The sequence below is a fragment of the Heyndrickxia sp. NPDC080065 genome, assembly GCF_050281185.1.
Lineage (GTDB): Bacteria > Bacillota > Bacilli > Bacillales > Bacillaceae_C > Heyndrickxia.
In genome coordinates, this window is record NZ_JBNNWS010000004.1 from 38,176 (window position 1) to 59,485 (window position 21,310).

Here is a 21,310-nt window from a genome sequence, read left to right on the forward strand (position 1 = left end):
AATAACAAAAAGGGGCTAACCCAATATTCAAATCACTCTGGGTTAGCCTCCACTTTTATTTATGTTTCTTCTAAGTCTGCAATTGAAACTTGAGATCGTTCCTCAAGCGGTCCTCTTAAATGAACCGTGGCCAATTTTTCATCTTCATTTAGTTCATCAATCCAAACAGAAGCACCATGGTATTTGACTTCGATATCCGCTGATGATGAAAGTATTTGTTTTACTCTTCTTGCTTCCACATTTGATTCCTCCATAATTTTTGATCGGTTTAGTTTATGGAAGAAAGAAGATTTTATTCAATTGAAAAGCGACTTGTAAATCTAATTAGAGAAAAAAATTAAAGATAGATTTTCATAAATGTGACAATTTTGTTTCTCATTAATTTATCATCTTTTTTTCATGCTTTTTTATAGTTTTTATATTAATGTAAAAGAGCTAGGTTATCCTAGTTTCACCCCTTTTAATATATATCTTTTTGTTCCGGCAAGCGATTGTCGGAATTTTTTATTTAATGGCTTTGTTAATGATAAATATAGTATGGTCTTCTTTATTGAACTTACTTTTATTTTACATAAAGTTACCGTTCTATGCATGAAGGTTTCGATTCATAATTATGATATTAAAGATATCTTTAACCCTATTAGCATTGAACAATAATTTAAATCATCTAAACAATTTGTGACAATATTGTTTCTCATTATTTTATAATCTAGCTTTCATTTTGATTTAGTATTCAAGTTATATGATATAGACAGTTGCAAGAGTAGTGCAGCAAGAACTTAATTAACTAGACTCCCCCCAAAAAAAGTCTAGTTCCCCCCCTTTTATATACCGGCCATTTGGCCGGGTTTTTATTTTATATGATGTTGAACCTCATTAGAAACATTAGGTTATTCCATTTTTTTCACTTCTCAAAATCCATTAATATTATCCGGAATTTTCTGATATGATATTGTATAGTAAGACCAAAAATTAATTTAATTATTTTAAATTTACTTAATCACATCGTTTTTTGAGGAGGAACTATGACAATAATCGATATTTCACAACCGTTAACGAATTCAATTGCTGTATGGCCTGGTGATACCCCATTTACCTATGAAGTTGCTGTAACAAAGGAGCATAGTGGATCCGTAAATATTGGGAAAGTTATAATGAGCACACATACAGGGACACATATTGATACACCGTTCCATTTCGATAATGAAGGAAGAAAAATCAAGGATCTTAATTTATCAGTATATGTAGGACTCGCACGCGTTATAGATGTTTCGCAATTAAATAGTATTGGTGCTGCAGAACTTGAAAAGTTTAGTTTAGGAAACGAAGCACGCCTTTTATTGAAAACGGATACATCACTGGATTCCAACGTGTTTCCAACAACTATTCCAACTATACGACCAGACATAGCTCCATTCTTAAAGGAAAAAGGAATTCAGTTAATTGGTGTAGACTTCCCTTCAGTTGATCCACTAGACAGTAAAACACTCGATTCACATCATTCTTTATTTGATAATGGTGTACATATTCTTGAAAATATTGTTCTTCGTGATGTTCCTCCTGGATGTTACGAGCTTATTGCACTTCCATTATCTATTCAAGAAGCTGACGGAAGTCCAGTACGTGCTATTTTACGAACTTTATAGGAGGAATCATATGTCTAAAGAAAATGAAATATATACAGATTTTATTAACCGAATGACTTATGGTGAATATTTACAATTAGATTCACTATTAGCAAGTCAAAAAAGTTTGTCTAATCATCATGACGAAATGCTGTTTATTATCATCCATCATGTTAGTGAACTATGGATGAAGTTAATTTTACATGAGCTTACAGCTGCTATTGATTCCATAAAAAATGGAAACCTAGCAACTGCCTTTAAAATGCTTGCAAGGGTATCTAAAATCCAAACTCAAATTATTCAAGCATGGGATGTTCTATCTACTTTAACACCTTCAGAATATATAGAATTCCGTGATAAACTAGGGCAAGCATCTGGTTTTCAATCCTATCAGTATCGTTTAATCGAATTTGCACTCGGCTACAAAACCCGCCATATACTAGAAATCTATAAAAAGGATGAAAATTTATACAAACAGCTTGATTCAGCACTCAAAGCACCAAGCTTATATGATGTTGCGATTGAAGCTCTTTCTGAAAAAGGATTGTATATTGACGCACAAATTCTAAATAGGGATCTTACCAAACCGTATGTTGCGAATTTAAGTGTCGAGCTTGCCTGGCTAGAAGTCTATAAAAATGTTGATCATTATTGGGATTTGTATCAACTTGCGGAAAAGCTGGTGGATATTGAAGACTGGCTGCAGCAATGGAGATTTCGACATATGAAAACAGTCGAACGGATTATTGGTCATAAAAAGGGAACTGGCGGTTCAGCGGGAGTAACCTATTTAAAAAAGGTCCTTGAACACCGATTTTTCCCTGAATTATGGGAAATCCGCACAAAGCTTTAAGCTTTTAATCCTTTAAACTCTTTCAAGCTGCTAAACATATAATATTAGTGTTTTGTATAACTTGAAGGAGGGGATTTTTTGGGTTTATCTTATCAAGATGCACTTGCTTATTACGGGGTAGGTGGAGCTCATCCAGGTGGTTTATCGTTAACGAAACAAATATTGAAGTTCGAAAAAATTAATCCATCTACTAAAATATTAGATGCAGGCTGTGGAACAGGACAAACAGCTGCCTATCTTGAAGAAACTTACAAATGTGATGTCACTGTGCTTGACTCACATCCAATTATGTTAGAAAAAGCGAAACAGCGATTTAAGTATGCCCACTTGCCCATCAAGGTACTTAGAGGTAGTGTTGAAGACCTGCCTTTTGCTGATGATTCATTTGATTTGATAATCTCTGAATCGGTCATTGCTTTTACAAATATAAATAAAACTTTATCGGAGTATTTTAGAGTTTTAAAAAAAGAAGGCATTTTAATAAATATAGATATGACCGCAGAGATTCCTCTAACACATTCGGATTCACTGCTCTTTTCTGAAGTATATGGTATTTCTAAACTAAATACAGAGGAAGAATGGCTGTCTGCCTTACATTCAGCGGGTTTTCGTAAAGTGGATATTTTATCGACTGATACAATCTTTTCCCATCTACAAAAAAATATCGATCAACCAGAGTTTAATTTATCAGATTCTATTGATCCACAACTGATGGATATTATGTTAAAACATCAAGATATTACAACAAAATTTTCAAAAAAAATCGGCTATCGGGTATTCAGATCTACACGATAAATATTACAAAGATAAGTGACGTGTGAATTAATTATTTCACACGTTATTAATTTTTATAAAAATATAAATAATGGGAAATATCATAATTAGTCAGATTAATAGAAATTTAGACAAAAACCACATTGACTAGATATATATTGAGGATCAATAATGAAGATTTAAATAGTATACCATATTCTTTTTAGCGCTAACTTACAGAAAATAAAAATTTTAGTGAGTTTTGTCACAAATTGAATTATAATGAAAAAGGGCTCATTAGGTGGGATAATATTCCTTTATAAAAATAAATTGTTTTAGGAGGGGGTCCTATTTGCGTATAGTAAGGAAAGTATTTTCTCAACTCTTGCTTTGGTTCATCACTTTTACCCTGCTTGTCATATTGATGTTATTGCCACGTGATGTGGAATACGAGAGTGGAGAGGCTGGGAACTTCATCGATGCTCACTATGTTTATTCAATTGATAAACATGCCCAGCATATTAAAGAATTCTTTAACTATATCAGTCATACGCCAGGTCTAGGTGATTATAGAGACAATATCACAAACCTGGAACATATTACAAAAAATATAAAGAAAAGTCTCTGGGTAATTATTCCTGCATTAATCATTGCTATGTTAGCAGGAATTGCAAAAGGAATTTTTGACTACTGGTCTAAGGACAAAAAAGTAAAATTTATCGGAAAAGGATCAACATGGTTATTTCTTTCAGTGCCCGATCTTTTTATCATTATCATTTTACAACTTAGTATTTTAGCTTTACATGAAAGCGGTTGGATTCCACATATATCTATATACGGCTCTGACTCAATCGATAACTTTATCATTTGTATACTTTTTTTAAGCATATATCCATTCTTCTATGTTGCTAATATTACATATACATGTATTAAGGAAGAAGAAGGCAATGATTATATCCGAACGGCTAAATCAAAAGGAATTAGTTCCTTTAATATTTTATATAAACATATTCTTAAAAATAGTTTACCATCAATATTGAGCCATACGAACACAATCATTCTGTATGTTTTATCTAATTTATTTATCGTAGAAAGGCTTACCGATTTCCGAGGAGCGGCTTATTATTTCTGGGATAGCATTCCTAGTACTGCTGGGTTTGCTGTTGGACAGAAATTTGTCTTTTTCCCTGTCGATACGGTTGGGTTCATTTTTTATTTTACATTGATTATCTTTTTTGCAAATACGATCAGTAATATTGTAAAAGTTATGGTCAGTCCCACCAGAAAGGCAGGTGCTAATACATGAAAAATTGGTCTTTACTTATAGGAAGCATCCTTTTTAGTATGATTATCTTTTTAGGACTTGCTGCACCGCACTTACCTTTTGTTGATTCAAAGCTAACCCAGCATTTGCTTAGTCAAGACGATAATGGTAGACCGATTGTACCTGCTTTTGCACCTTCAGAGGATTTCCCTTTAGGATCGAATTATCAAGGTGTTGATCTATTAAGTCTTCTTTTAATGGGTACGAATGAAACACTGATTATAATATTTTCAATAGCGATACTAAGATATGCACTTGCTATTCCATTAGGTATAGGAGCATATTATTTTCAATTGATTCGAGCTATTTTATCCGGATGGAATCAGCTGTTCTCTTATTTACCGCCAATCTTCTTTGTTGGTATGATGGTTGGGATTCCGTTTATTATGTTTTCAAAATTCCATGCATTATGGATGATATTCCTTATTGCGATTATAGAAGTAGGACGAGTTGCAGATATTTTCTTAAAAAATATGGAATCTACTAGTGAGAAACCATTTGTTGAGTCAGGGATTGTTGCCGGCTGTACTCGAATGACAATGTTTAGAAAATATTTATGGCCGCATCTCCAGCCACATATATTTACGAACTTTTTTAACGACCTAGGAAGAATATTATTTTTAATCGCCCAACTAGGTGTCTTTTCTATTTTTATTAGCCATGAATTTATCACTAATTTAGATCGCGGGTATGATACAGTGAATTCATCAATTGCTTGGCCGACACATTTGGCAAGTATTATTCGAAATATTTGGGGACAATCATGGATCCCTATTTCAGGGATAACAATTATTACGATTACTCTGTTTTCCTTACATCTGATTGCAAATGGTTTAGAAAGGTATTTTCAGAGAAAAACCAATAAATCTGAAGGTGTAGGAATCTAATCAATGAAAAAAATCCCCCTTCTTGTTCTTAAGGGGGATTTTCATTATAAGTGTGGTTGACTCCTAAACCATTTTCTAATAAACAATACGTTCATAAAAACAGAAGCAATTGTAATAAGTAAAAAAAGGAACCCAGTTACAACATATCCCATTTTAAAAGCTACGATTGTAAATCCAGCGATTGCAAGAGTGATGATCCATCCAAAAAATATTGTTGCAAAATAATAGCTTTTTTCCATTTTCCCTCCACCAGTTACGAGTATTCAATTAATGAACTCATTATAACATGATTGGAAGTGAATCCTAAAAATATAACGCACCAATAGCTCCCGCGTACTGACCAGATGTTAAAAATAATGTTTCTAAACCAAGCATTTTCTGATATTTATGTATTGCTTGTTTTAAGGGGGTATTTCTAGCTAGTGCACCACCTACATATACTACATTTTGAATTTGGTGCTGTGTGGCTGCATTAGATACTAGCAAACATAATGTCTCCGCAATCATATTGACTAAAGCTGCCATTGCATCCTGCTTATTATAGTTTATCTTGGTTGTAACCTTACCGAAGTTCGCTGCTGTTAAATCATTACCTATTGCTGATAGTCCTTGAGTATAGATATCTGATACAACTAAATCAATAGATAACCTGTCACCAGCATTTGCCATATCTATTAATTTATCATAGTCATTTTCACCTGAAATAATCCCGCCAAGCCCTAAAAAGGTGCCGCCGCCTAGCCCAGTCCCCAGCAATCTTGATGGTTGATTGTCTTCAATTAATAATATTGATGTTCCTGTTCCGACAGAGACAATCAAGTATCTCTCTATTGTTTTATTATGTTCTTTATTTAATAAAAAAGAAGTCCCTTTACTTGTAGCATCGAACTCGGAAATAGATGTTGCTCCACTTAATAATGATTGAATTTCTCCTGCTTTTCCTCCAGTCACATTTTTTTTCGCATTTGGAGCAAGTAGATTTATCCAAGTAATTGCGTCTTTCATTTTTTTAGTTAAAAATGATTTTGTATGAAGACGTTGATTTTCCTCATAAGCTATTTTAAAAAATGTGCCACCAGCATCGATCCCCAATTTATCAACCAAGCGTCCCATCCCTTTCTTAAAGTTGAAATATATCACAAATTGCTCCCCTTTATTTTTTCAGCTTTTTCGGCTTTATTAAGGAAAGCAAGAGCCAGTTAAGTGTATATATGATGACAAATGATATCACATAATAAATTAATCCCGGAACAATATAATATGTAATTTGTTGATTGGACCGGATCCACCAGATCGATCCAATCAAATGTATGGTCAAATTAATCAAGGCGCCTTCTCGTAATGGCCGTTTATAAATTTCAAACCTTCTTATACGAAACAATCCCCAACCTAAAGATAGAAAAAGGGCTGCAGATACAAAGCTAAAATAAATGATCATAGCAATTCCTCCCCCTACAATATATGTAGGGGAATACGGAACATTACTTTTATTGCTTTTCTTAATTTATGGCTTTGTTTATAGTTAACCACCTGTAGGGTATGTGTGAAGCGATTTCTTTACGTAGTAAAACTAGCTGAACACTTACCCTAAATGGTTTACACAACAATATTGTTTTACAAAATCTAGTTTATAAACTGGAACTCTGTCCTGCTTCCATTTTGGCTTGCGAATACTTCAAGACGGACATCGATTCTTTCCTTTAATTCAGGTACATGTGAAATGATCCCTACTAGTCTTCCACTATTTTGTATATCTATTAATGCTTCAATCGCTTGATCCAATGACTCTGGATCAAGTGTTCCAAAACCTTCATCTATGAACATTGTTTCAAGAGATACACCACCAGCATATTGTTGGACAACTTCAGCAAGACCTAATGCAAGTGAAAGTGCCGCTTTAAAACTTTCCCCACCTGATAATGTTTTCACATGGCGCTCTTGTCCTGTATACTGATCAAAAATTAATAACTCCAAACCACTTTGAACATTTCCTTTCGATCTGTCCGTTTTCCTAAGTAAATGATACCGTCCACTAGTCATCCTTGTTAAGCGAATATTAGCGACACGAAGAATATCATCAAGGAAAGCTGCCAGAACATATCGTTCAAAGGTTATTCTATAGGTGTTTTGACCTCTGGCAACATTTGATAGATGACCAATTAATTTATATTGCTCCTCAGCCTCCTTAATTGAATTATTTATCATTATGACTTTATTGTTAATTTCTTCGTTATGATGAATATTCAAAAGTATATTTGTATGCTCACTAGTAAGCTTGGTATGGAGATTTTCAAAGTCTATAAATCGATTATGGAGACTTTCTATATTTGGTTTTTCGACATTCTCAAGACGTTCGACCATTTCTAGTAAACGATCTGAAACAGAGCGGTAGTCTTCACGGTATGTTTGCACCCGTTGTTCAAGCTGTTTAATCGATTCACGCTCCCTTTTCGCCAATACGAATTGCTTATATCCACTAAAGCCTTCTTCATTCAACATTTTTAAAAATATTTCGCGTTCTTCTTTTAATGACTGGTCTGATTTTTCTAATAAGTCCTTAAGCTGTTCATTGGTTGCACGAGCACCTGATAATTGTTCTTTCTGTTGATGAACTTGATTTTTGGCAGTTTCAAAGGCTTGGATCATCTGTTCCTTTTGTGTTATTAAGAGATTAACTTTTTTATCGTAGTCTTCCTTCCTCTTAATATCTTCAGGAATATTTTTTAATGAGCTTTGTATAGCAGTTTTCTTCTCTGTATAAATTTGACTTATATCTTTTTCATTAAGTAATAATGTTTCAATTGTTTTTCTTTCTATATCAATCTTCTCTTCTAGATCATTAATTTCATTTCCGGTTTGCAATAATTGTTTAATTTTTATCTTTTGTTCATTAATCATTTTATTTTTCAAGCGCTGTTTTTCTTGAAATAACTGTAATGTTTCAGAAACTGTTTGAAGTGTTAAATTTGGGATAGATGATAAAAGCTCGAGCCTATTCTCTTCAATTGCTTCCTTTATATGTGATTGACTTGATTTTATTTCTAGCCAGCTTGTTTCAGATGTAATTCTCTCTCCTTCCAACTGTTCCACTGCAGTTCTTGCACTCTTAAGATCACTTTCTGTTGGGATGTCCTCGTGATTACTGGATAAATGAGGATGATGAGTTGAACCACAGACTGGGCAAGGAGTATCAGGTTCAAGACTTTGCGCTAAAAGAGAAGCTTGGCCTTTTTGCCAACTGTACTCTAACGAGTAAAGAGTTGCCTTAGCATCCTTTAATCTCATTTTCATATTCTCATATTCATTTGTTTTATCGATCAATATTTTTCCGGATACTTTCTCTTTTTGTAAAAGAGCTTCAAGTCTGCTTAATTTTTGGATATGATTCGAAATAATATCCAGCTCTTTTTCATTTTCTAGAGAATTTACTCTTAATTCCTCCAGCATCTTCTGTTCGATTCTTTTCGTAGATAGTTTATCTTCCATCGTTTTGATATTCTGTTTCGAAAAATCAATTTTTGATTCGATCGTTTTTAACTCTCTTTCAAGCTTTTGAAGCTCTTGTTGGCGTTCAGAAAATGAATATACTTCTTCTTTCAAGTTGGTAAGTTTGAGATATTCTGCAGCTAATCGTTCCCGTTCGCTTGCTTTATCCTCTTCTTCTAATAATCTTTTCTCTGCTATTTCTAATGCTGAATTAACAGCCTTCAGTTGTTCCGTAGATTTTAAAAAATCCTGATAATATGAATCATATTCTTTCTTTAAGCGATGACAAAGAAGATCCTGTTGTTCGAGTCTAGAAGCTTTGTAGGCGTCATCAATTTCCTTTTTCATTTGGTCGAAGAATTCTTTTTGGGACAAAAGATCTTCTTTCTGTATTTTCAACTTTTCTTTTTTTTCAAATTGAACTAAAAGTGCTTCCGCCTCATCGAACTTTCTTTTCGCTTCATCTCTATTTTTCTTTGTTTGTTCGATTTTTGTTTGAAGTTCCATCGCATTCTTTTTCATACGTAACACTTCATCAGACAATAATGTAATTGCTTTTACATCATTGATGATTTCTTCCTGAATGGCTTCCTTCAATTCCTCATTATCGTTATAATGAATGGATTTCAGCGCAAGTGATCGTTCGTCAATCTTTGATTCTACGTATTGTTTTAATGAAGTTGCTTCTTCTTTTAAATGCTCTTCAATTCGTTTATATAGTTCCGTATGAAATAATCTTTGTAAGATCACTTCTTTATCCTTACTGTCTGAGGTTAAAAGTTTACGAAATTCTCCTTGTGGAATCATTAAAATTTGGCGAAATTGATTGGCATCTAATTGAATAATCTCCTTGATTTTCTCATCTGCTTCACGCACATTGGAAGCGATGATTTGCTTATTTCCATCTTCATCTAGTATATAAAGTTCTGCCTTTGCTCCAACTGTAGTATATCCATCACCACGTGCTTTACGTTTTTCTTGCTGTGGCGAGCGCCAAATATAATAGGTTTTATTTTTGAGTGAAAATAATAAGGAAACCTCCGTCAAAACTTCATCATTGGCAAATTGACTACGGAGATCACTCCCATTCCGATCTTCTCCACTGGCTTTTCCATATATAGCAAAACTAATTCCATCAAAAATAGTTGTTTTTCCAGACCCGGTTTTCCCTGAAATAACAAACATTGTCCGATTACCGAGTGAAGTAAAATCAATTACCTCCTTTTCTGCATATGGACCAAATGCCTGCATCATTAATTTTAATGGTTTCATAGATTTCCAGTTTCCCCTTTCACATGATCAATAATGCTAGTCATTAAGTCTCTTTTTTCTTGACTAAATTCAGAAGTGGTAATCTCATGATAAAATTCTTCAAATAATGCCAGCTCGGTTTTTGATTGCTTTTGCATGGTTGTTAAAGAGGTTTTTTCTTTCATATCTTTCCTATCAATCTTCTTTTCTAAATGAAGAATATTTGGATATACTTGTCTCAGCTTATTAATCGGATCTAAAATAGCTCCCTCGTCGTGTAAGACAACTTTTAAATAATCATCTGTTTTTTGCTTTGAATAAAATGCTGGATCTAACAATTCTTCAAGATACCCTGTTATTTCTCTCATATCCTGTTTAGGAGTTAAAGATCTTTCTTCAATTGTTAGTTCACCGTTTGGCTCAATATTAACAATTGAAACCGTTTTTCGTTGGTTCACTTCAGAGAAAGAGTACTTTAATAATGACCCGGAATATTTTATCGTTTGATGCTTAATTGCATCAGGGCTGTGTAGATGTCCTAAGGCAGTATAGGAAAATGGTTGAAAGCAGTCCATTGACACACATCCGGACCCTCCTACGGAAAGGATTCGTTCAGAATCGCTTGTCTTTCCTCCAATAACAAAAGCATGTCCAATAAAAACATTTGGTTCATTTGGATTAATTGTTTTCTCGATTGAACCGACTAATGATTTCATCGCATCTTCATGTGAGTGAATCGATTGATCATCTAGCAATTCACGAACAATTCCTGGCTCTGCATATGGAACAAGATAAAAATTCACGCCACCAAGCTGTACGGGTGTCATCTCCCTTGATAATCTCCCTTGCATATAAAAATGACTTTGTCGATACCAAGACGAACCAAATGATAGTCTTTCAGCACTATCATGATTTCCTGATATTGCTAAAATCGGTGTTTTTAACTCTACATTGATCTTAAATAGTATTTCATCTAATAAATTCACAGCTTCAGTAGGAGGAACAGATCTGTCATATAAATCTCCTGCTATCACGACCGCATCTGGCTTCTCCTCTTCCACTAGCTGTACAAACTGATTAAGAACTACTCGCTGTTCTTCTGTCATATAAATTCCGTGCACTAGCTTTCCTAAGTGCCAATCAGCTGTATGTATAAATTTCAAAAGAATCACCTCACGCACAATATATTTATCTTTTCTTATTATATCAAAATGGCATCGATTAATCTTAGGGGAAATAAAACGGCATCTAACTTCTTCAATTTCTTAAAACTTATATTCAAAAGTATATTTTTCAACAGCTTTAGTATTTCTCTTGTCACTCCATTTCCAAATTGTCTATAATAGAAAAAGATATGTATTAGTAGAGGTGAGACTATGCTAGGTGGCTGGTTTTTATGGTTTATATTATTTTGGGTAGTTGTCCTGATTAGTTTATTTGCTATTGGCGGTTTCTTCATGTTTCGGAAGTTTTTAAAAAGACTCCCAAAGGAAGATGGAAAATCAATTTTGGATTGGGAAGAGCATTACGTAAATGAAACTCGGGATCTTTGGACACCCGATCAGAAAGCCCTTTTAGAAGAATTAGTAAGTCCAGTTCCAGAGTTATTTAGAGATGTTGCTAGACAAAAAATTGCAGGAAAAATAGGTGAAATTGCAATAGAGGATCATGCTGAAAAGATAAATCGAGAACATGTTATTCGAGGCTATATACTAGCCACACCGAAGAGGGATCATAAATTTTTAAGAAAAAAACTGCAGCAAATGAAAATTGATGCAACACCCTATGAACATCTATTTTAAAATTCACATCGTATATAAATAATTGGAATCTTTTAAAAAACCGCTAATAGCGGTTTTTTTATTTTAACCGCATGAAAGATTCCAACAATTCTAAACTACCAGTATATTGTTCGTAATTTATATGATATAATTTCCAATAGATACAGATAAAGGGGGTATTCACATGCAAAGAGATGAAAGTCAAAGATTTACTATCCTTCTCTCATCAGGTATTATTTGTATTTTGGCTTCATTTGTTTTACCGTTGTTTCTTGGAAGTATTATAAGAGATGCATTTTTCAAACCGAAAGGTGCTTTCGCCTTTAGCTCAGATTCAGCATCATACTTTATATTTGCTGGAGCATTCATCCTAATAGGTATTCTATTAATATTACTCGCCATCGATGCTATTAAACTGAAAATCCGCATAATAATTTCTTCAATATTGATTGTTATTTCAGCTATAATGCTCACTCTCAGTATTGATAATTATTACTATGGAACTGAAAAGGGGTTTTATGCTAATCCTCTCAACTCGCTTGGGACGACTGAAATTCTTTGGAAAGACATATCTGAAATGGAGCAAATATACGTAAAAGTAAATGATAATCAAGAGCCTAGAAAACTTATTTTTAAACTTCATGATGGAAGCCAAGTCGAAATAAATTATAATCAATACTTATATGATGCTCGTAATATGATTGAAGCTTATGTTAAAGGGTATGGTGGAAAATCAATAATTACCGAAAAAGAAGAGAATGAATCTGAATAGAAGAAAGACAAAAAGCGAAACCATCAATAGTTTCGCTTTTTATTATTCATTAACTAGAAAAAATATGCTACTAAACCCCTTTTGTTTGCATATTGTTTTCTAGTTCTTTATATAGCTTTCGATATTGAATATACATTGCAATACGCCAAGGGACAATCATTCCGAAGGCTAATAGATAGAACATTCCACTCAACTGGCCAACATCTATTTCGGCACTTAAAATTAACTTTGCAACTAATCTAATCAGCAGTAAACCAATTAATATAAAGCCAAATGCTTTAGACCTTTTCAAGAAAATATCATTTTCTCTGATTTCAAATCTTGATGTTTTAACTAAAACAATACTAAATAACATTCCCACTAAAACAGCCTCTAAAATCTCAGTTAAATTAACTCGAAAAAAAGGTTCGATAAACATCAACATTCCAGTACTCATAAATATCGGTGGCAATATTATTTTTTTTGCTGATGCTGGTTTATGCGATGCTTTCATCCGAACAAATATAACCAATAAACCCATACACAATGCTAAAACGGATGAAACAATAATTTCGAGCATAGTGATCAACCTCTTTTACTTTGATGTTTAAATAGTCTTAAGTATTTTATTGCAAACAATATTATAACGGATTTTTAATAAAAACAAAAATCTTTTATGAAAAGTGGAAAGTTCCTTGTTTATCGATGTACTTCCTTTCAAGACAGTGACTTCTCTTAAGGTGAAATTATGAAATACGATAAGGGATTGGCACTGGTACTAGAAATGAATGAAAAGAAAACCATTCGAAAATACCGAATGGCTCTACTTCAATACTCGTTCAATTGCTTCATTTACATGGTTTTCATTAAATGGTTTCACAATATAGTCTTTCGCACCTGCTTCTATTCCGCTCATAACCATTTTTTGCTGTCCCATTGAAGAGCATATAATAATTTTGGCATCAGGAAATTCACTAGTTATATGTTTTACAGCTTCGAGACCTGTCATTTCAGGCATAGTAATATCCATGGTTACAATTTCGGGATTTAGCTCTCGATACTTTTCTACCGCTTCACGACCATTTTCCGCTTCTCCAATTACTTCATGATTTGCTTTCTCTAACATCTTGGTTAATGTCATTCTCATAAATTTAGCATCATCTACTACTAAAACTTTAGCCAAACATATTCCCCCTCAGGTCCCATCCGTTACCTAGTCATACTTCTGTGGTTATAAGAACGTATATAATAAATATACCAAATATTTTCAAAACTACGCAATTCATTCTAGCAATAATTTCGAGTAAAGGATGAACGATTAAAAGCCTCGGAATCCACCGAAAAGCGCGGACATATAGCTCGTTAACATTGTCATCCAGTTAAAAAATAGAAAGATCCCCATAACAATCATGATGTATCCACCTATTTTCACAATTCTAGCACTGTGTTTGCGAATCCATTGAAGCTTTCCGATGAAAAATGATAGTACAAAAAATGGAATCGCGAACCCTAATACATAAGCAATCATATATGGGACTGCAGAGCCTGGATTAGATGTACCTAACGATATTACTGCACCTAATATTGGACCTGTACATGGTGTCCATCCAGCTGCAAATGCGAGTCCGATCAATACAGAACCAAAGTAACCTGTCGGCCGATTTTTAAATTGAAAGCGGTGCTCTTTCATTAAAAATTCAGGTTTCAAGAAACCAACAATGATAAACCCAAACGCTACAATAATAATAGCGCCAATCTGCCTAATTAAATCCTGGTAGTTTTTAAAAAAGTTACCTATAAAGGATGTACCGAAACCAAGCATAATAAATACAACAGAAAATCCAATAATAAAACATAATGTATGTATGAGACTTCTCTTCTGAAGCATCGCATTTTCATTTTTTAATTCATTAACAGACATCCCGGTAATATAAGAAATAAATGCCGGATAAAGCGGTAAGCAACAAGGGGAAATAAAACTTAGAAATCCCGCACCGAGTGCTAGAAATAAATTTAAATCAACTTCACCCATTCATAAACAACTCCTGATCTATTTTTATCCATTTTACCAAAGAATCTTCATTTACATGAGCAAATATTATGTGAAGTTTTTGTGGCATATTTTATTTGTTTAACTTTTGCTTAATGAAAGATATAAGAAATGATTTGGCAGCTTTCTTAGCTAGAAATTTTTAATTTTTATGGAAATAAAGAGATAACTTTTGAAAAAGTGTAAAAGATTGGTTATACTTATATTATAGTTTATTCTGGATAGATTCTCAGTATAGAACTAATTTTTGAGACTCTTTTCCCTATATAAAAAGCTTCTTTCAAATTGAGTACTAAATTAGATCAGTAAAAATCCAAATAGTTTATTCTTTATTAAAAAAACAAAGCTTATGGCAAGAGCACTATTAAATAAATATATGAAAGGAAATCATCCGTGAGAAATGAACAGCTTTCAAAACAAATTGAAAAAAAGCGGGCTGATTTAATAGAGATTGTCAAAAAGGAAGGACTTAGCTCTTCATTGGCCATTCAATATAGTCAGGAATTAGACCGTCTATTAAATCAATATATTCGAATAGATATGAAGAGCAATAAACAAAAATACCCTAAATCTGTAATTATGTCATGAAAAGTGAAATTTCTTTTTGTATAAATATATATTACCAAATTAATGCAGTATAAGAAAAAACGAGTATCGCAAATACTCGTTTTTTTCTTTTATTGTAACAATATTCTTAGCCATAGCTATTTATCAAAGGCTGTTTTCGTAACGATTGTTGCTTTTCGTAAACAGCTCCGATACTTAATTAAATTGCTTTCGTGCTCTTTTCTTCATCCCATACTTTTGGTATAGGTGCAAAAATAACCGTAAAAATCCTACTGCCGATTTTTACTTTGTTACAAATAGCAACAAAGTATTAGAAAAGAGCCTTTTCAAATGTTAACCGATTCTTTTAATCCATTTTGTAATAAAAACATTTTATGGTATAGACCGTTTTTAGCGATTAATTCTTGATGAGTTCCTCTTTCTACCACTTCTCCTTGGTGAAGAACCAGTATTAAATCTGCATCTTGAATAGTTGATAGTCGATGAGCAATTGCAATGGTTGTTCTCCCTTTTCTCATTTTCTCAAGCGCCTTTTGTATTGCCTCCTCTGTTTCAGTATCGATATTAGCAGTTGCTTCATCTAATACTAAAATCTTCGGATCTGTGGCAATCGTCCTGGCAAAAGCAATTAGCTGACGCTGACCGCTTGAAAAAGTTGAACCTCTTTCTACTACTTTATGATCGTATCGGTCAGCAAGCTTTTCAATAAAAGGATGAGCCTGGACAAAGGCTGCTGCATCTTCGATTTGTTGATCTGTCAGATTCGTATTATGCAAACGAATGTTATCTTTAATGGTGCCATAAAATAAAAACGGATCCTGTAAAACTAACCCTAATTTTGATCTTAATTCATTGATTGGATATGTTTTTATTGACCTGCCATCAATTAAGATATCACCGCGTTCGAATTCATAAAAGCGCATCATTAAATTAATGGTCGAACTTTTACCACTTCCAGTGTGACCGACAAGTGCAACCGTCTGACCTGGAAATGCTGTAAAAGATATATTTTTTAAAACATCCCGCTCTCCATCGTAGGAGAAGCTGACATTTCGAAACTCAATCTCTCCAGATGTAATTTTTACATCATTTTCTTCTTGTTGCACAGGAGAAATTTCTTTTTCATCAATAATGTTAAAAATTCTAGAAGCGGCTACGATAGCTTGTTGAAACATCGATAAGCGAAACATCATTTGATTAACCGGTTCAAAGAAACGGTCTAAATAGTTAACAAAAGCGTAGAGCACTCCGATTTCAATTACATTATGAAAGGAAGATATCCCGAAATAGCTTAATACAATAATTAATGCAAACACATAAACTAAATCTATCGCTGGACGTAATAATAAACCATCGATTTTGATATTCTTCATCCCAGCCATGAAATGCTTTTCATTAATCTCTGCGAATTCTTTTCGAAAACGTTTTTCCTGACGAAAGATTTGGACGATCGACATCCCTTGTAATGTTTCATTTAATTTAGCATTAAGCTGGCTGAGACGCTCTCTTAAGTCCTGGTAGAAGGCAGAACTATACTTTCGGTACAATCCCATGATAAAAATTATTAGCGGCAAGATGAATAGACAAAAGACTGCTAATTTTACATTTAAAACGAACATAGCTATAAAGATCCCGATGATTAAAAATGTTCCTTGAATAAATGTAACCAGTACGTATACAAACATATCATTAATAGCTTCAGTATCATTGGTTACTCTCGAAACAATACTGCCTGCTGGTGTTTTGTCAAAATATCTCATCCCTAATCCTTGAACTTTCGAAAAAACATCAATTCTTAATTGCTGTATAATCTTCACAGCTATTTCCTGAAATTTAAATAATTGATAATAGGAAACAATCGCTTTAAAAATTTGAATAAAAATATAAAGTAAAGCAAGATTTACTAACGGTTGATACGGAAAATGCCTTGGTGTTAAATAATCATCAATAAACACCTTAACAAGGATCGGACCATAAATATCCCCTATAGTAGCTATCAATAGTAAAAAAAATGCAAACACTATCATTTTCAAATGTGGTTTCGTATATGACATTAATCTAAATAAGATTTTTCTTTGTTCTTTACCAGTCATTGTCATCTTTTTTTCCATTTTTGTTTATCCCCCATGCTCGACAAGCTCCTCCAGTTGTTGACTGAGATACATCGACTTATACCAGCCCTCATTATTCATAAGCGCTTCATGTGTACCATGTTCAATTACACGACCTTCATCCAATACTAGAATTAAATCCGCATGTTTAATAGCACTTAGTCTATGTGCTGTAATAATTGTCGTTTTTCCAGTTCGTTCTTCCCTAAGAGCAGAAAGGATCGCTTCTTCGGTTTTGGCATCTACAGCTGATAAAGAATCATCAAGAATCAACACTTCGGGATCCATCACCAAAGCTCTAGCAATCGAAATTCTTTGCTTTTGCCCACCAGATAAGGAGACTCCCTTTTCACCCACTACGGTATGGTATCCTTCGGTAAATTGAAGAATATCATCATGAATATGAGCTGTTTTTGCTGCTTTTTCTATGTATTTCTGATCAATCATCGGATCTATAAAGGCAATGTTTGCACCAACCGTTGAAGAAAAAAGAAAATGATCTTGGGGAACATAACCGATTGCTGCTCGTAATCTCTCAATTTGATAGTCATCAATTAAGTGATTCCCAAAACGGATTTCCCCTTTTACTCCATCAAATTCTCGAAGCAGCAATTTAATAAGCGTTGTTTTTCCAGCCCCAGTTTTGCCCACAATTCCAAGAGTTTGCCCCTGTTTAAGCTGAAAATGAATATTATTTAGCACTGCTTTTGTTTCATTTGGATAATAAAATGCTTCTACCTTATATTCAATATCCCCCGTTGGTACATTGTCTAATGCATCATCCTTATCATGTATTTCTACTTGTTCGGCTAATAATTTACTCACACGTCCATAGGACGCTCTTCCCCGCTCCATAATATTAAAAAGGCTTCCAAATGCCAGCATCGGCCAAATGAGTAGACCTAAATAGGTGGTAAATGATATTAATTCCCCAATAGTTAAATCTCCTGAGAGGACATACTTAGAGCCAAAAACGATAGATAAAAAGAATGATAGACCAATAATAATGGAAATAGTTGGATCAAAGAGCGAATCGATTTTTGCAACAGATATATTTTTTTGTACTACATCTTCGGATTGAACCCGGAAAGATTCAATGTCTTCCTTTTCCTGACCAAATGTTTTAATCACTTTTATTCCAGAAATACTTTCTTGGGTTTTATCGTTTAAAGATGAAAAGGCTTCCTGTGCCTTGTGAAATCTTTTATGAAGCAATGAACCATAAAAATTAGTTAAGATTGCCATTATCGGCATTGGCAGCAATGCAATAATGGTTAGCTTCCAACTTATAGTTGCTGCCATCGCGATAACAACAAATCCGCCTGTCATTATAGAATCTACAAACGTCAGAACTCCAGAACCAGCCGTACCTTGGATTGCTTGCAAATCGTTTGTAGCATGGGCCATTAGATCCCCTACCCTCTTTTGTTGATAAAATGATGAAGACATCCGTGTGAAATGGCTAAATAAACGATTTCGTAGAATACGTGCCAGTTTCAAAGAAGATCCAAAGATCATAATTCTCCAGTAATATCGCAATATGTACATCGCTACTGCCGTACCGATTAGAAAGATCATCCATTTCAATAATAATCCAGATGTTAATTGATTTTCTTTAATCATGTCCACAATAATTCCAACGATCTTTGGCGGTACAAGCTGCAAAAACGCAACGACTGCTAATATAAATATTCCAGTTATGTATGCTTTTTTCTCCTGTTTAAAAAACCACATTAAATCTATAAAAACCCTCATTTACATCCCCCGTTGTCTATCTTTTTTACATCAAGCTTTCTAATTTTACCAAATGTTTCGAGAATAAAAAAGATTAATAATGTAAGGGAGAAGAATTTCTCCCTTACTAACCCATTAACATTATACACTTGTAGACTTTCAACGCCTTTTTGTTTCAAATAATTTAAATAATTTTGTTAAAATATTTCAGTTCTTTAAGTATAATTTTAGATAGGAGGAGAGAATGATGAAATCCATTAATGGAAAATTTACAGATGCTAAGATATTCACTGATGTTGTAGATGAAACTGCAATACAACAAATTCAAGAATTATGTGATCAAGAGTTTCTAAAGGATACGACTATCAGAGTAATGCCAGATGTACATGCTGGCAAAGGCTGTACAATAGGTACAACCATAAAAATAAAAGATAAAGTAGTTCCAAATTTAGTTGGAGTAGATGTTGGCTGCGGAGTTCTGACGATACAATTAGAAGAAAAGGATATTGATTTCTCTAAGTTAGATAAGGTGATTCGTGAGCATGTTCCAAGTGGACAAAACATACATGAAGAGTTAAGAAATATTGATGCAGATTACTTAGATGAATTTAAAACCAGAAGTATCTTAAGTGAAGCTAAATTTAATAAAAGCTTAGGGACATTAGGTGGAGGAAATCACTATATAGAAATATCAAGAGATGAAGATGGTTATCTTTATTTATCAATTCATACAGGTAGTCGTTATATAGGATCGACTATAGCTAATCATTATCAAAAAGTTGCATATAGAGAATTAAGAAAAATAGATGTAACTCAAATCATTGAACAATTGAAATCAGAAGGAAAACATAAAGAAATTGAAAGTTCAATTAAAAAGCTAAATGAGAGCTTTCCAAAAATTAAAAAGGATTTAGCATATTTAGAAGGTGATTCTTTTGATGATTATATACACGACATGAAATTAGCTCAAAAATATGCAGTTAATAATCGTCAAGAGATTGCTAATATCATTATCAACCGCATGAATTTAAATAAAAAAGATGAATTTGATACCATTCATAACTATATCGATACAGATAATATGATACTTAGAAAAGGTGCTGTTTCTGCACAGAAGGGAGAACGCTTAATTATACCTATAAACATGAGAGATGGAAGTATTATTGCTGTAGGTAAAGGAAATCCAGATTGGAACTATTCTGCACCTCATGGAGCAGGTCGAGTTTTGAGTAGATCAATGGCACGTAAACAGCTTATATTAAGTGAGTATAAAGATACAATGAAGGATGTTTGGACTACTTCTGTAAGTACAGAAACGATTGATGAAGCACCAATGGCATATAAAAGAATGGAAGATATTTTAGATAATATTGGTGATACAGTTGAAATAGTAAAAATTATAAAGCCTGTCTATAATTTTAAAGCAGCGGAAGAACAAAAGATATGGATGAAAAAGAAAAAATAATTGTAGATAGATGAGAGGGTGAAAAAATAGAAAAGAGGGATGGAAATGACAACAAAGGAAATAGTCAAACAAGTTTTCATTCTTCTAGTTTTATTTATAGCTTTTTGCTATTCCATATGGCAAATAATTGTAAGAGTTCAAAATGATTTTCTAGGCATAGTTTCCCCTATTGGAATTTTTGTACTCTCTTTAATTGGTTTAATCCTAAATTTTCCTAGAAGAAGTAAATAAAAATTAGTTGAATAATAGTCAATATTCTTATTTAAATTAAGAGAGAATATTATTAATATATATATTGTTATCAACAAGTTCTGTGGAGAAGAGAAAAGCTCAGGTCCCCATAATTAAGGGATTCACAGTAATCCCTTTTTTGTTAGGTTTCTATTTTTCACTTGAATTTTTAACTCATGATTTAAATATTTTTATCATTTTCATTAACCACTAAGTCTCAATGCACTTTATAAAATTCTTTTTTTGTTGATAGTCTAAACAATAATTTATGAAATAGTGAAAAAAAAATTACTTTTTTGAGGATTATAAAATAAATGAAAGTGTAATCGTTTTTATCCTTCTCATCCTTTTTCCAAATAAAAAAGCACCTCAATTTTGAAGTGCTTTAGCTGCTTTCATTATTTTTCCAAAGTTTCTTGCAACAGATTCTTTAGATAATTT

20 protein-coding genes are annotated in these 21,310 nt (G+C 33.2%); 9 read left to right on the forward strand and 11 right to left on the reverse strand.

Features of this window, described 5'->3' with window-relative positions; genetic code table 11:
• Nucleotides 1-59: 59 nt before the first annotated feature.
• Nucleotides 60-239, reverse strand: coding sequence for an H-type small acid-soluble spore protein (locus ACQKP0_RS05210; protein ID WP_427404763.1), 180 nt, complete (start codon nt 237-239; stop codon nt 60-62).
• A gap of 786 nt (nt 240-1,025) precedes the next feature.
• Here ACQKP0_RS05210 and kynB point away from each other — a divergent pair.
• From kynB to ACQKP0_RS05235, 5 genes are all read left to right on the forward strand, one after another.
• Nucleotides 1,026-1,646, forward strand: a complete 621-nt coding sequence (kynB, locus tag ACQKP0_RS05215; RefSeq protein ID WP_427404764.1) for an arylformamidase — start codon at nt 1,026-1,028, stop codon at nt 1,644-1,646.
• 10 nt (nt 1,647-1,656) lie between these two features.
• Nucleotides 1,657-2,478 carry a tryptophan 2,3-dioxygenase gene (kynA, locus tag ACQKP0_RS05220; protein ID WP_427404765.1) on the forward strand — a complete coding sequence of 274 codons (822 nt, stop codon included), beginning with the start codon at nt 1,657-1,659 and terminating at the stop codon, nt 2,476-2,478.
• Between the two features lie 78 nt (nt 2,479-2,556).
• Complete coding sequence (locus ACQKP0_RS05225; RefSeq protein ID WP_427404766.1) at nt 2,557-3,273, forward strand: class I SAM-dependent methyltransferase; 717 nt, start codon at nt 2,557-2,559, stop codon at nt 3,271-3,273.
• A 310-nt stretch (nt 3,274-3,583) separates the two neighbouring features.
• Nucleotides 3,584-4,537 (forward strand): ABC transporter permease subunit, encoded by a 954-nt coding sequence (locus ACQKP0_RS05230; protein WP_427404767.1) that lies wholly within the window; start codon nt 3,584-3,586, stop codon nt 4,535-4,537.
• Nucleotides 4,534-5,442 carry an ABC transporter permease subunit gene (locus tag ACQKP0_RS05235; RefSeq protein WP_427404768.1) on the forward strand — a complete coding sequence of 303 codons (909 nt, stop codon included), beginning with the start codon at nt 4,534-4,536 and terminating at the stop codon, nt 5,440-5,442. Before ACQKP0_RS05230 ends, ACQKP0_RS05235 begins: the two co-directional genes overlap by 4 nt.
• A gap of 44 nt (nt 5,443-5,486) precedes the next feature.
• Here the strand turns inward: ACQKP0_RS05235 and ACQKP0_RS05240 are convergent, their stop codons facing one another.
• From ACQKP0_RS05240 to ACQKP0_RS05260, 5 genes are all read right to left on the reverse strand, one after another.
• Nucleotides 5,487-5,681: a hypothetical protein gene (locus tag ACQKP0_RS05240; protein WP_427404769.1), complete on the reverse strand. Its 195-nt coding sequence runs from the start codon at nt 5,679-5,681 to the stop codon at nt 5,487-5,489.
• Between the two features lie 64 nt (nt 5,682-5,745).
• Nucleotides 5,746-6,582 (reverse strand): type II pantothenate kinase, encoded by an 837-nt coding sequence (gene coaW, locus ACQKP0_RS05245; RefSeq protein ID WP_427404770.1) that lies wholly within the window; start codon nt 6,580-6,582, stop codon nt 5,746-5,748.
• Between the two features lie 13 nt (nt 6,583-6,595).
• The gene (locus tag ACQKP0_RS05250) at nt 6,596-6,880 is read right to left on the reverse strand and encodes a hypothetical protein (protein ID WP_427404771.1); all 285 of its coding nucleotides are present in this window, start codon (nt 6,878-6,880) and stop codon (nt 6,596-6,598) included.
• A gap of 185 nt (nt 6,881-7,065) precedes the next feature.
• Nucleotides 7,066-10,200: an AAA family ATPase gene (locus ACQKP0_RS05255; RefSeq protein WP_427404772.1), complete on the reverse strand. Its 3,135-nt coding sequence runs from the start codon at nt 10,198-10,200 to the stop codon at nt 7,066-7,068.
• Nucleotides 10,197-11,342: an exonuclease SbcCD subunit D gene (locus ACQKP0_RS05260; RefSeq protein ID WP_427404773.1), complete on the reverse strand. Its 1,146-nt coding sequence runs from the start codon at nt 11,340-11,342 to the stop codon at nt 10,197-10,199. The genes ACQKP0_RS05255 and ACQKP0_RS05260 overlap by 4 nt, the downstream gene beginning before the upstream one ends.
• Before the next feature lie 213 nt (nt 11,343-11,555).
• On the opposite strand from ACQKP0_RS05260, the gene ACQKP0_RS05265 reads away from it, so the two are divergent.
• Both ACQKP0_RS05265 and ACQKP0_RS05270 read left to right on the forward strand, forming a co-directional pair.
• Nucleotides 11,556-11,981 carry a DUF2621 domain-containing protein gene (locus ACQKP0_RS05265; RefSeq protein WP_427404774.1) on the forward strand — a complete coding sequence of 142 codons (426 nt, stop codon included), beginning with the start codon at nt 11,556-11,558 and terminating at the stop codon, nt 11,979-11,981.
• 163 nt (nt 11,982-12,144) lie between these two features.
• Nucleotides 12,145-12,732, forward strand: coding sequence for a hypothetical protein (locus tag ACQKP0_RS05270; protein ID WP_427404775.1), 588 nt, complete (start codon nt 12,145-12,147; stop codon nt 12,730-12,732).
• Between the two features lie 70 nt (nt 12,733-12,802).
• Here the strand turns inward: ACQKP0_RS05270 and ACQKP0_RS05275 are convergent, their stop codons facing one another.
• The 3 genes from ACQKP0_RS05275 to ACQKP0_RS05285 all read right to left on the reverse strand — a co-directional run bounded on the left by ACQKP0_RS05275 (nt 12,803) and on the right by ACQKP0_RS05285 (nt 14,743).
• Complete coding sequence (locus ACQKP0_RS05275) at nt 12,803-13,291, reverse strand: CcdC family protein (RefSeq protein ID WP_427404776.1); 489 nt, start codon at nt 13,289-13,291, stop codon at nt 12,803-12,805.
• A 243-nt stretch (nt 13,292-13,534) separates the two neighbouring features.
• The gene (locus ACQKP0_RS05280) at nt 13,535-13,894 is read right to left on the reverse strand and encodes a response regulator (protein WP_427404777.1); all 360 of its coding nucleotides are present in this window, start codon (nt 13,892-13,894) and stop codon (nt 13,535-13,537) included.
• 135 nt (nt 13,895-14,029) lie between these two features.
• Nucleotides 14,030-14,743 (reverse strand): cytochrome c biogenesis CcdA family protein, encoded by a 714-nt coding sequence (locus ACQKP0_RS05285; protein ID WP_427404778.1) that lies wholly within the window; start codon nt 14,741-14,743, stop codon nt 14,030-14,032.
• A gap of 411 nt (nt 14,744-15,154) precedes the next feature.
• Here ACQKP0_RS05285 and ACQKP0_RS05290 point away from each other — a divergent pair, with 411 nt between their 5' ends.
• Nucleotides 15,155-15,349: a Spo0E family sporulation regulatory protein-aspartic acid phosphatase gene (locus ACQKP0_RS05290; RefSeq protein ID WP_427404779.1), complete on the forward strand. Its 195-nt coding sequence runs from the start codon at nt 15,155-15,157 to the stop codon at nt 15,347-15,349.
• Between the two features lie 305 nt (nt 15,350-15,654).
• Here ACQKP0_RS05290 and ACQKP0_RS05295 read toward each other — a convergent pair whose 3' ends face one another.
• Complete coding sequence (locus ACQKP0_RS05295) at nt 15,655-17,439, reverse strand: ABC transporter ATP-binding protein (RefSeq protein ID WP_427404780.1); 1,785 nt, start codon at nt 17,437-17,439, stop codon at nt 15,655-15,657.
• Between the two features lie 6 nt (nt 17,440-17,445).
• Nucleotides 17,446-19,194, reverse strand: coding sequence for an ABC transporter transmembrane domain-containing protein (locus ACQKP0_RS05300; RefSeq protein WP_427404781.1), 1,749 nt, complete (start codon nt 19,192-19,194; stop codon nt 17,446-17,448).
• Nucleotides 19,195-19,420: 226 nt separating this feature from the next.
• Here ACQKP0_RS05300 and ACQKP0_RS05305 point away from each other — a divergent pair, with 226 nt between their 5' ends.
• A complete protein-coding gene (locus ACQKP0_RS05305; RefSeq protein ID WP_427405013.1) occupies nt 19,421-20,638 on the forward strand; it encodes an RtcB family protein in 1,218 nt (405 codons plus the stop codon).
• Nucleotides 20,639-21,310 lie beyond the last annotated feature (672 nt).

Bases quoted from the DNA above. Each gene is read 5' to 3' on its own strand.
- ACQKP0_RS05265 (WP_427404774.1), top strand. From the start codon at position 11,556: ATGCTAGGTGGCTGGTTTTTATGGTTTATATTATTTTGGGTAGTTGTC.
- ACQKP0_RS05285 (WP_427404778.1), bottom strand. From the start codon at position 14,743: ATGGGTGAAGTTGATTTAAATTTATTTCTAGCACTCGGTGCGGGATTT.
- kynA (WP_427404765.1), top strand. From the start codon at position 1,657: ATGTCTAAAGAAAATGAAATATATACAGATTTTATTAACCGAATGACT.
- ACQKP0_RS05255 (WP_427404772.1), bottom strand. From the start codon at position 10,200: ATGAAACCATTAAAATTAATGATGCAGGCATTTGGTCCATATGCAGAA.
- ACQKP0_RS05300 (WP_427404781.1), bottom strand. From the start codon at position 19,194: ATGAGGGTTTTTATAGATTTAATGTGGTTTTTTAAACAGGAGAAAAAA.
- ACQKP0_RS05275 (WP_427404776.1), bottom strand. From the start codon at position 13,291: ATGCTCGAAATTATTGTTTCATCCGTTTTAGCATTGTGTATGGGTTTA.
- ACQKP0_RS05305 (WP_427405013.1), top strand. From the start codon at position 19,421: ATGAAATCCATTAATGGAAAATTTACAGATGCTAAGATATTCACTGAT.
- ACQKP0_RS05240 (WP_427404769.1), bottom strand. From the start codon at position 5,681: ATGGAAAAAAGCTATTATTTTGCAACAATATTTTTTGGATGGATCATC.
- kynB (WP_427404764.1), top strand. From the start codon at position 1,026: ATGACAATAATCGATATTTCACAACCGTTAACGAATTCAATTGCTGTA.
- ACQKP0_RS05270 (WP_427404775.1), top strand. From the start codon at position 12,145: ATGCAAAGAGATGAAAGTCAAAGATTTACTATCCTTCTCTCATCAGGT.
- ACQKP0_RS05250 (WP_427404771.1), bottom strand. From the start codon at position 6,880: ATGATCATTTATTTTAGCTTTGTATCTGCAGCCCTTTTTCTATCTTTA.
- ACQKP0_RS05235 (WP_427404768.1), top strand. From the start codon at position 4,534: ATGAAAAATTGGTCTTTACTTATAGGAAGCATCCTTTTTAGTATGATT.
- ACQKP0_RS05295 (WP_427404780.1), bottom strand. From the start codon at position 17,439: ATGGAAAAAAAGATGACAATGACTGGTAAAGAACAAAGAAAAATCTTA.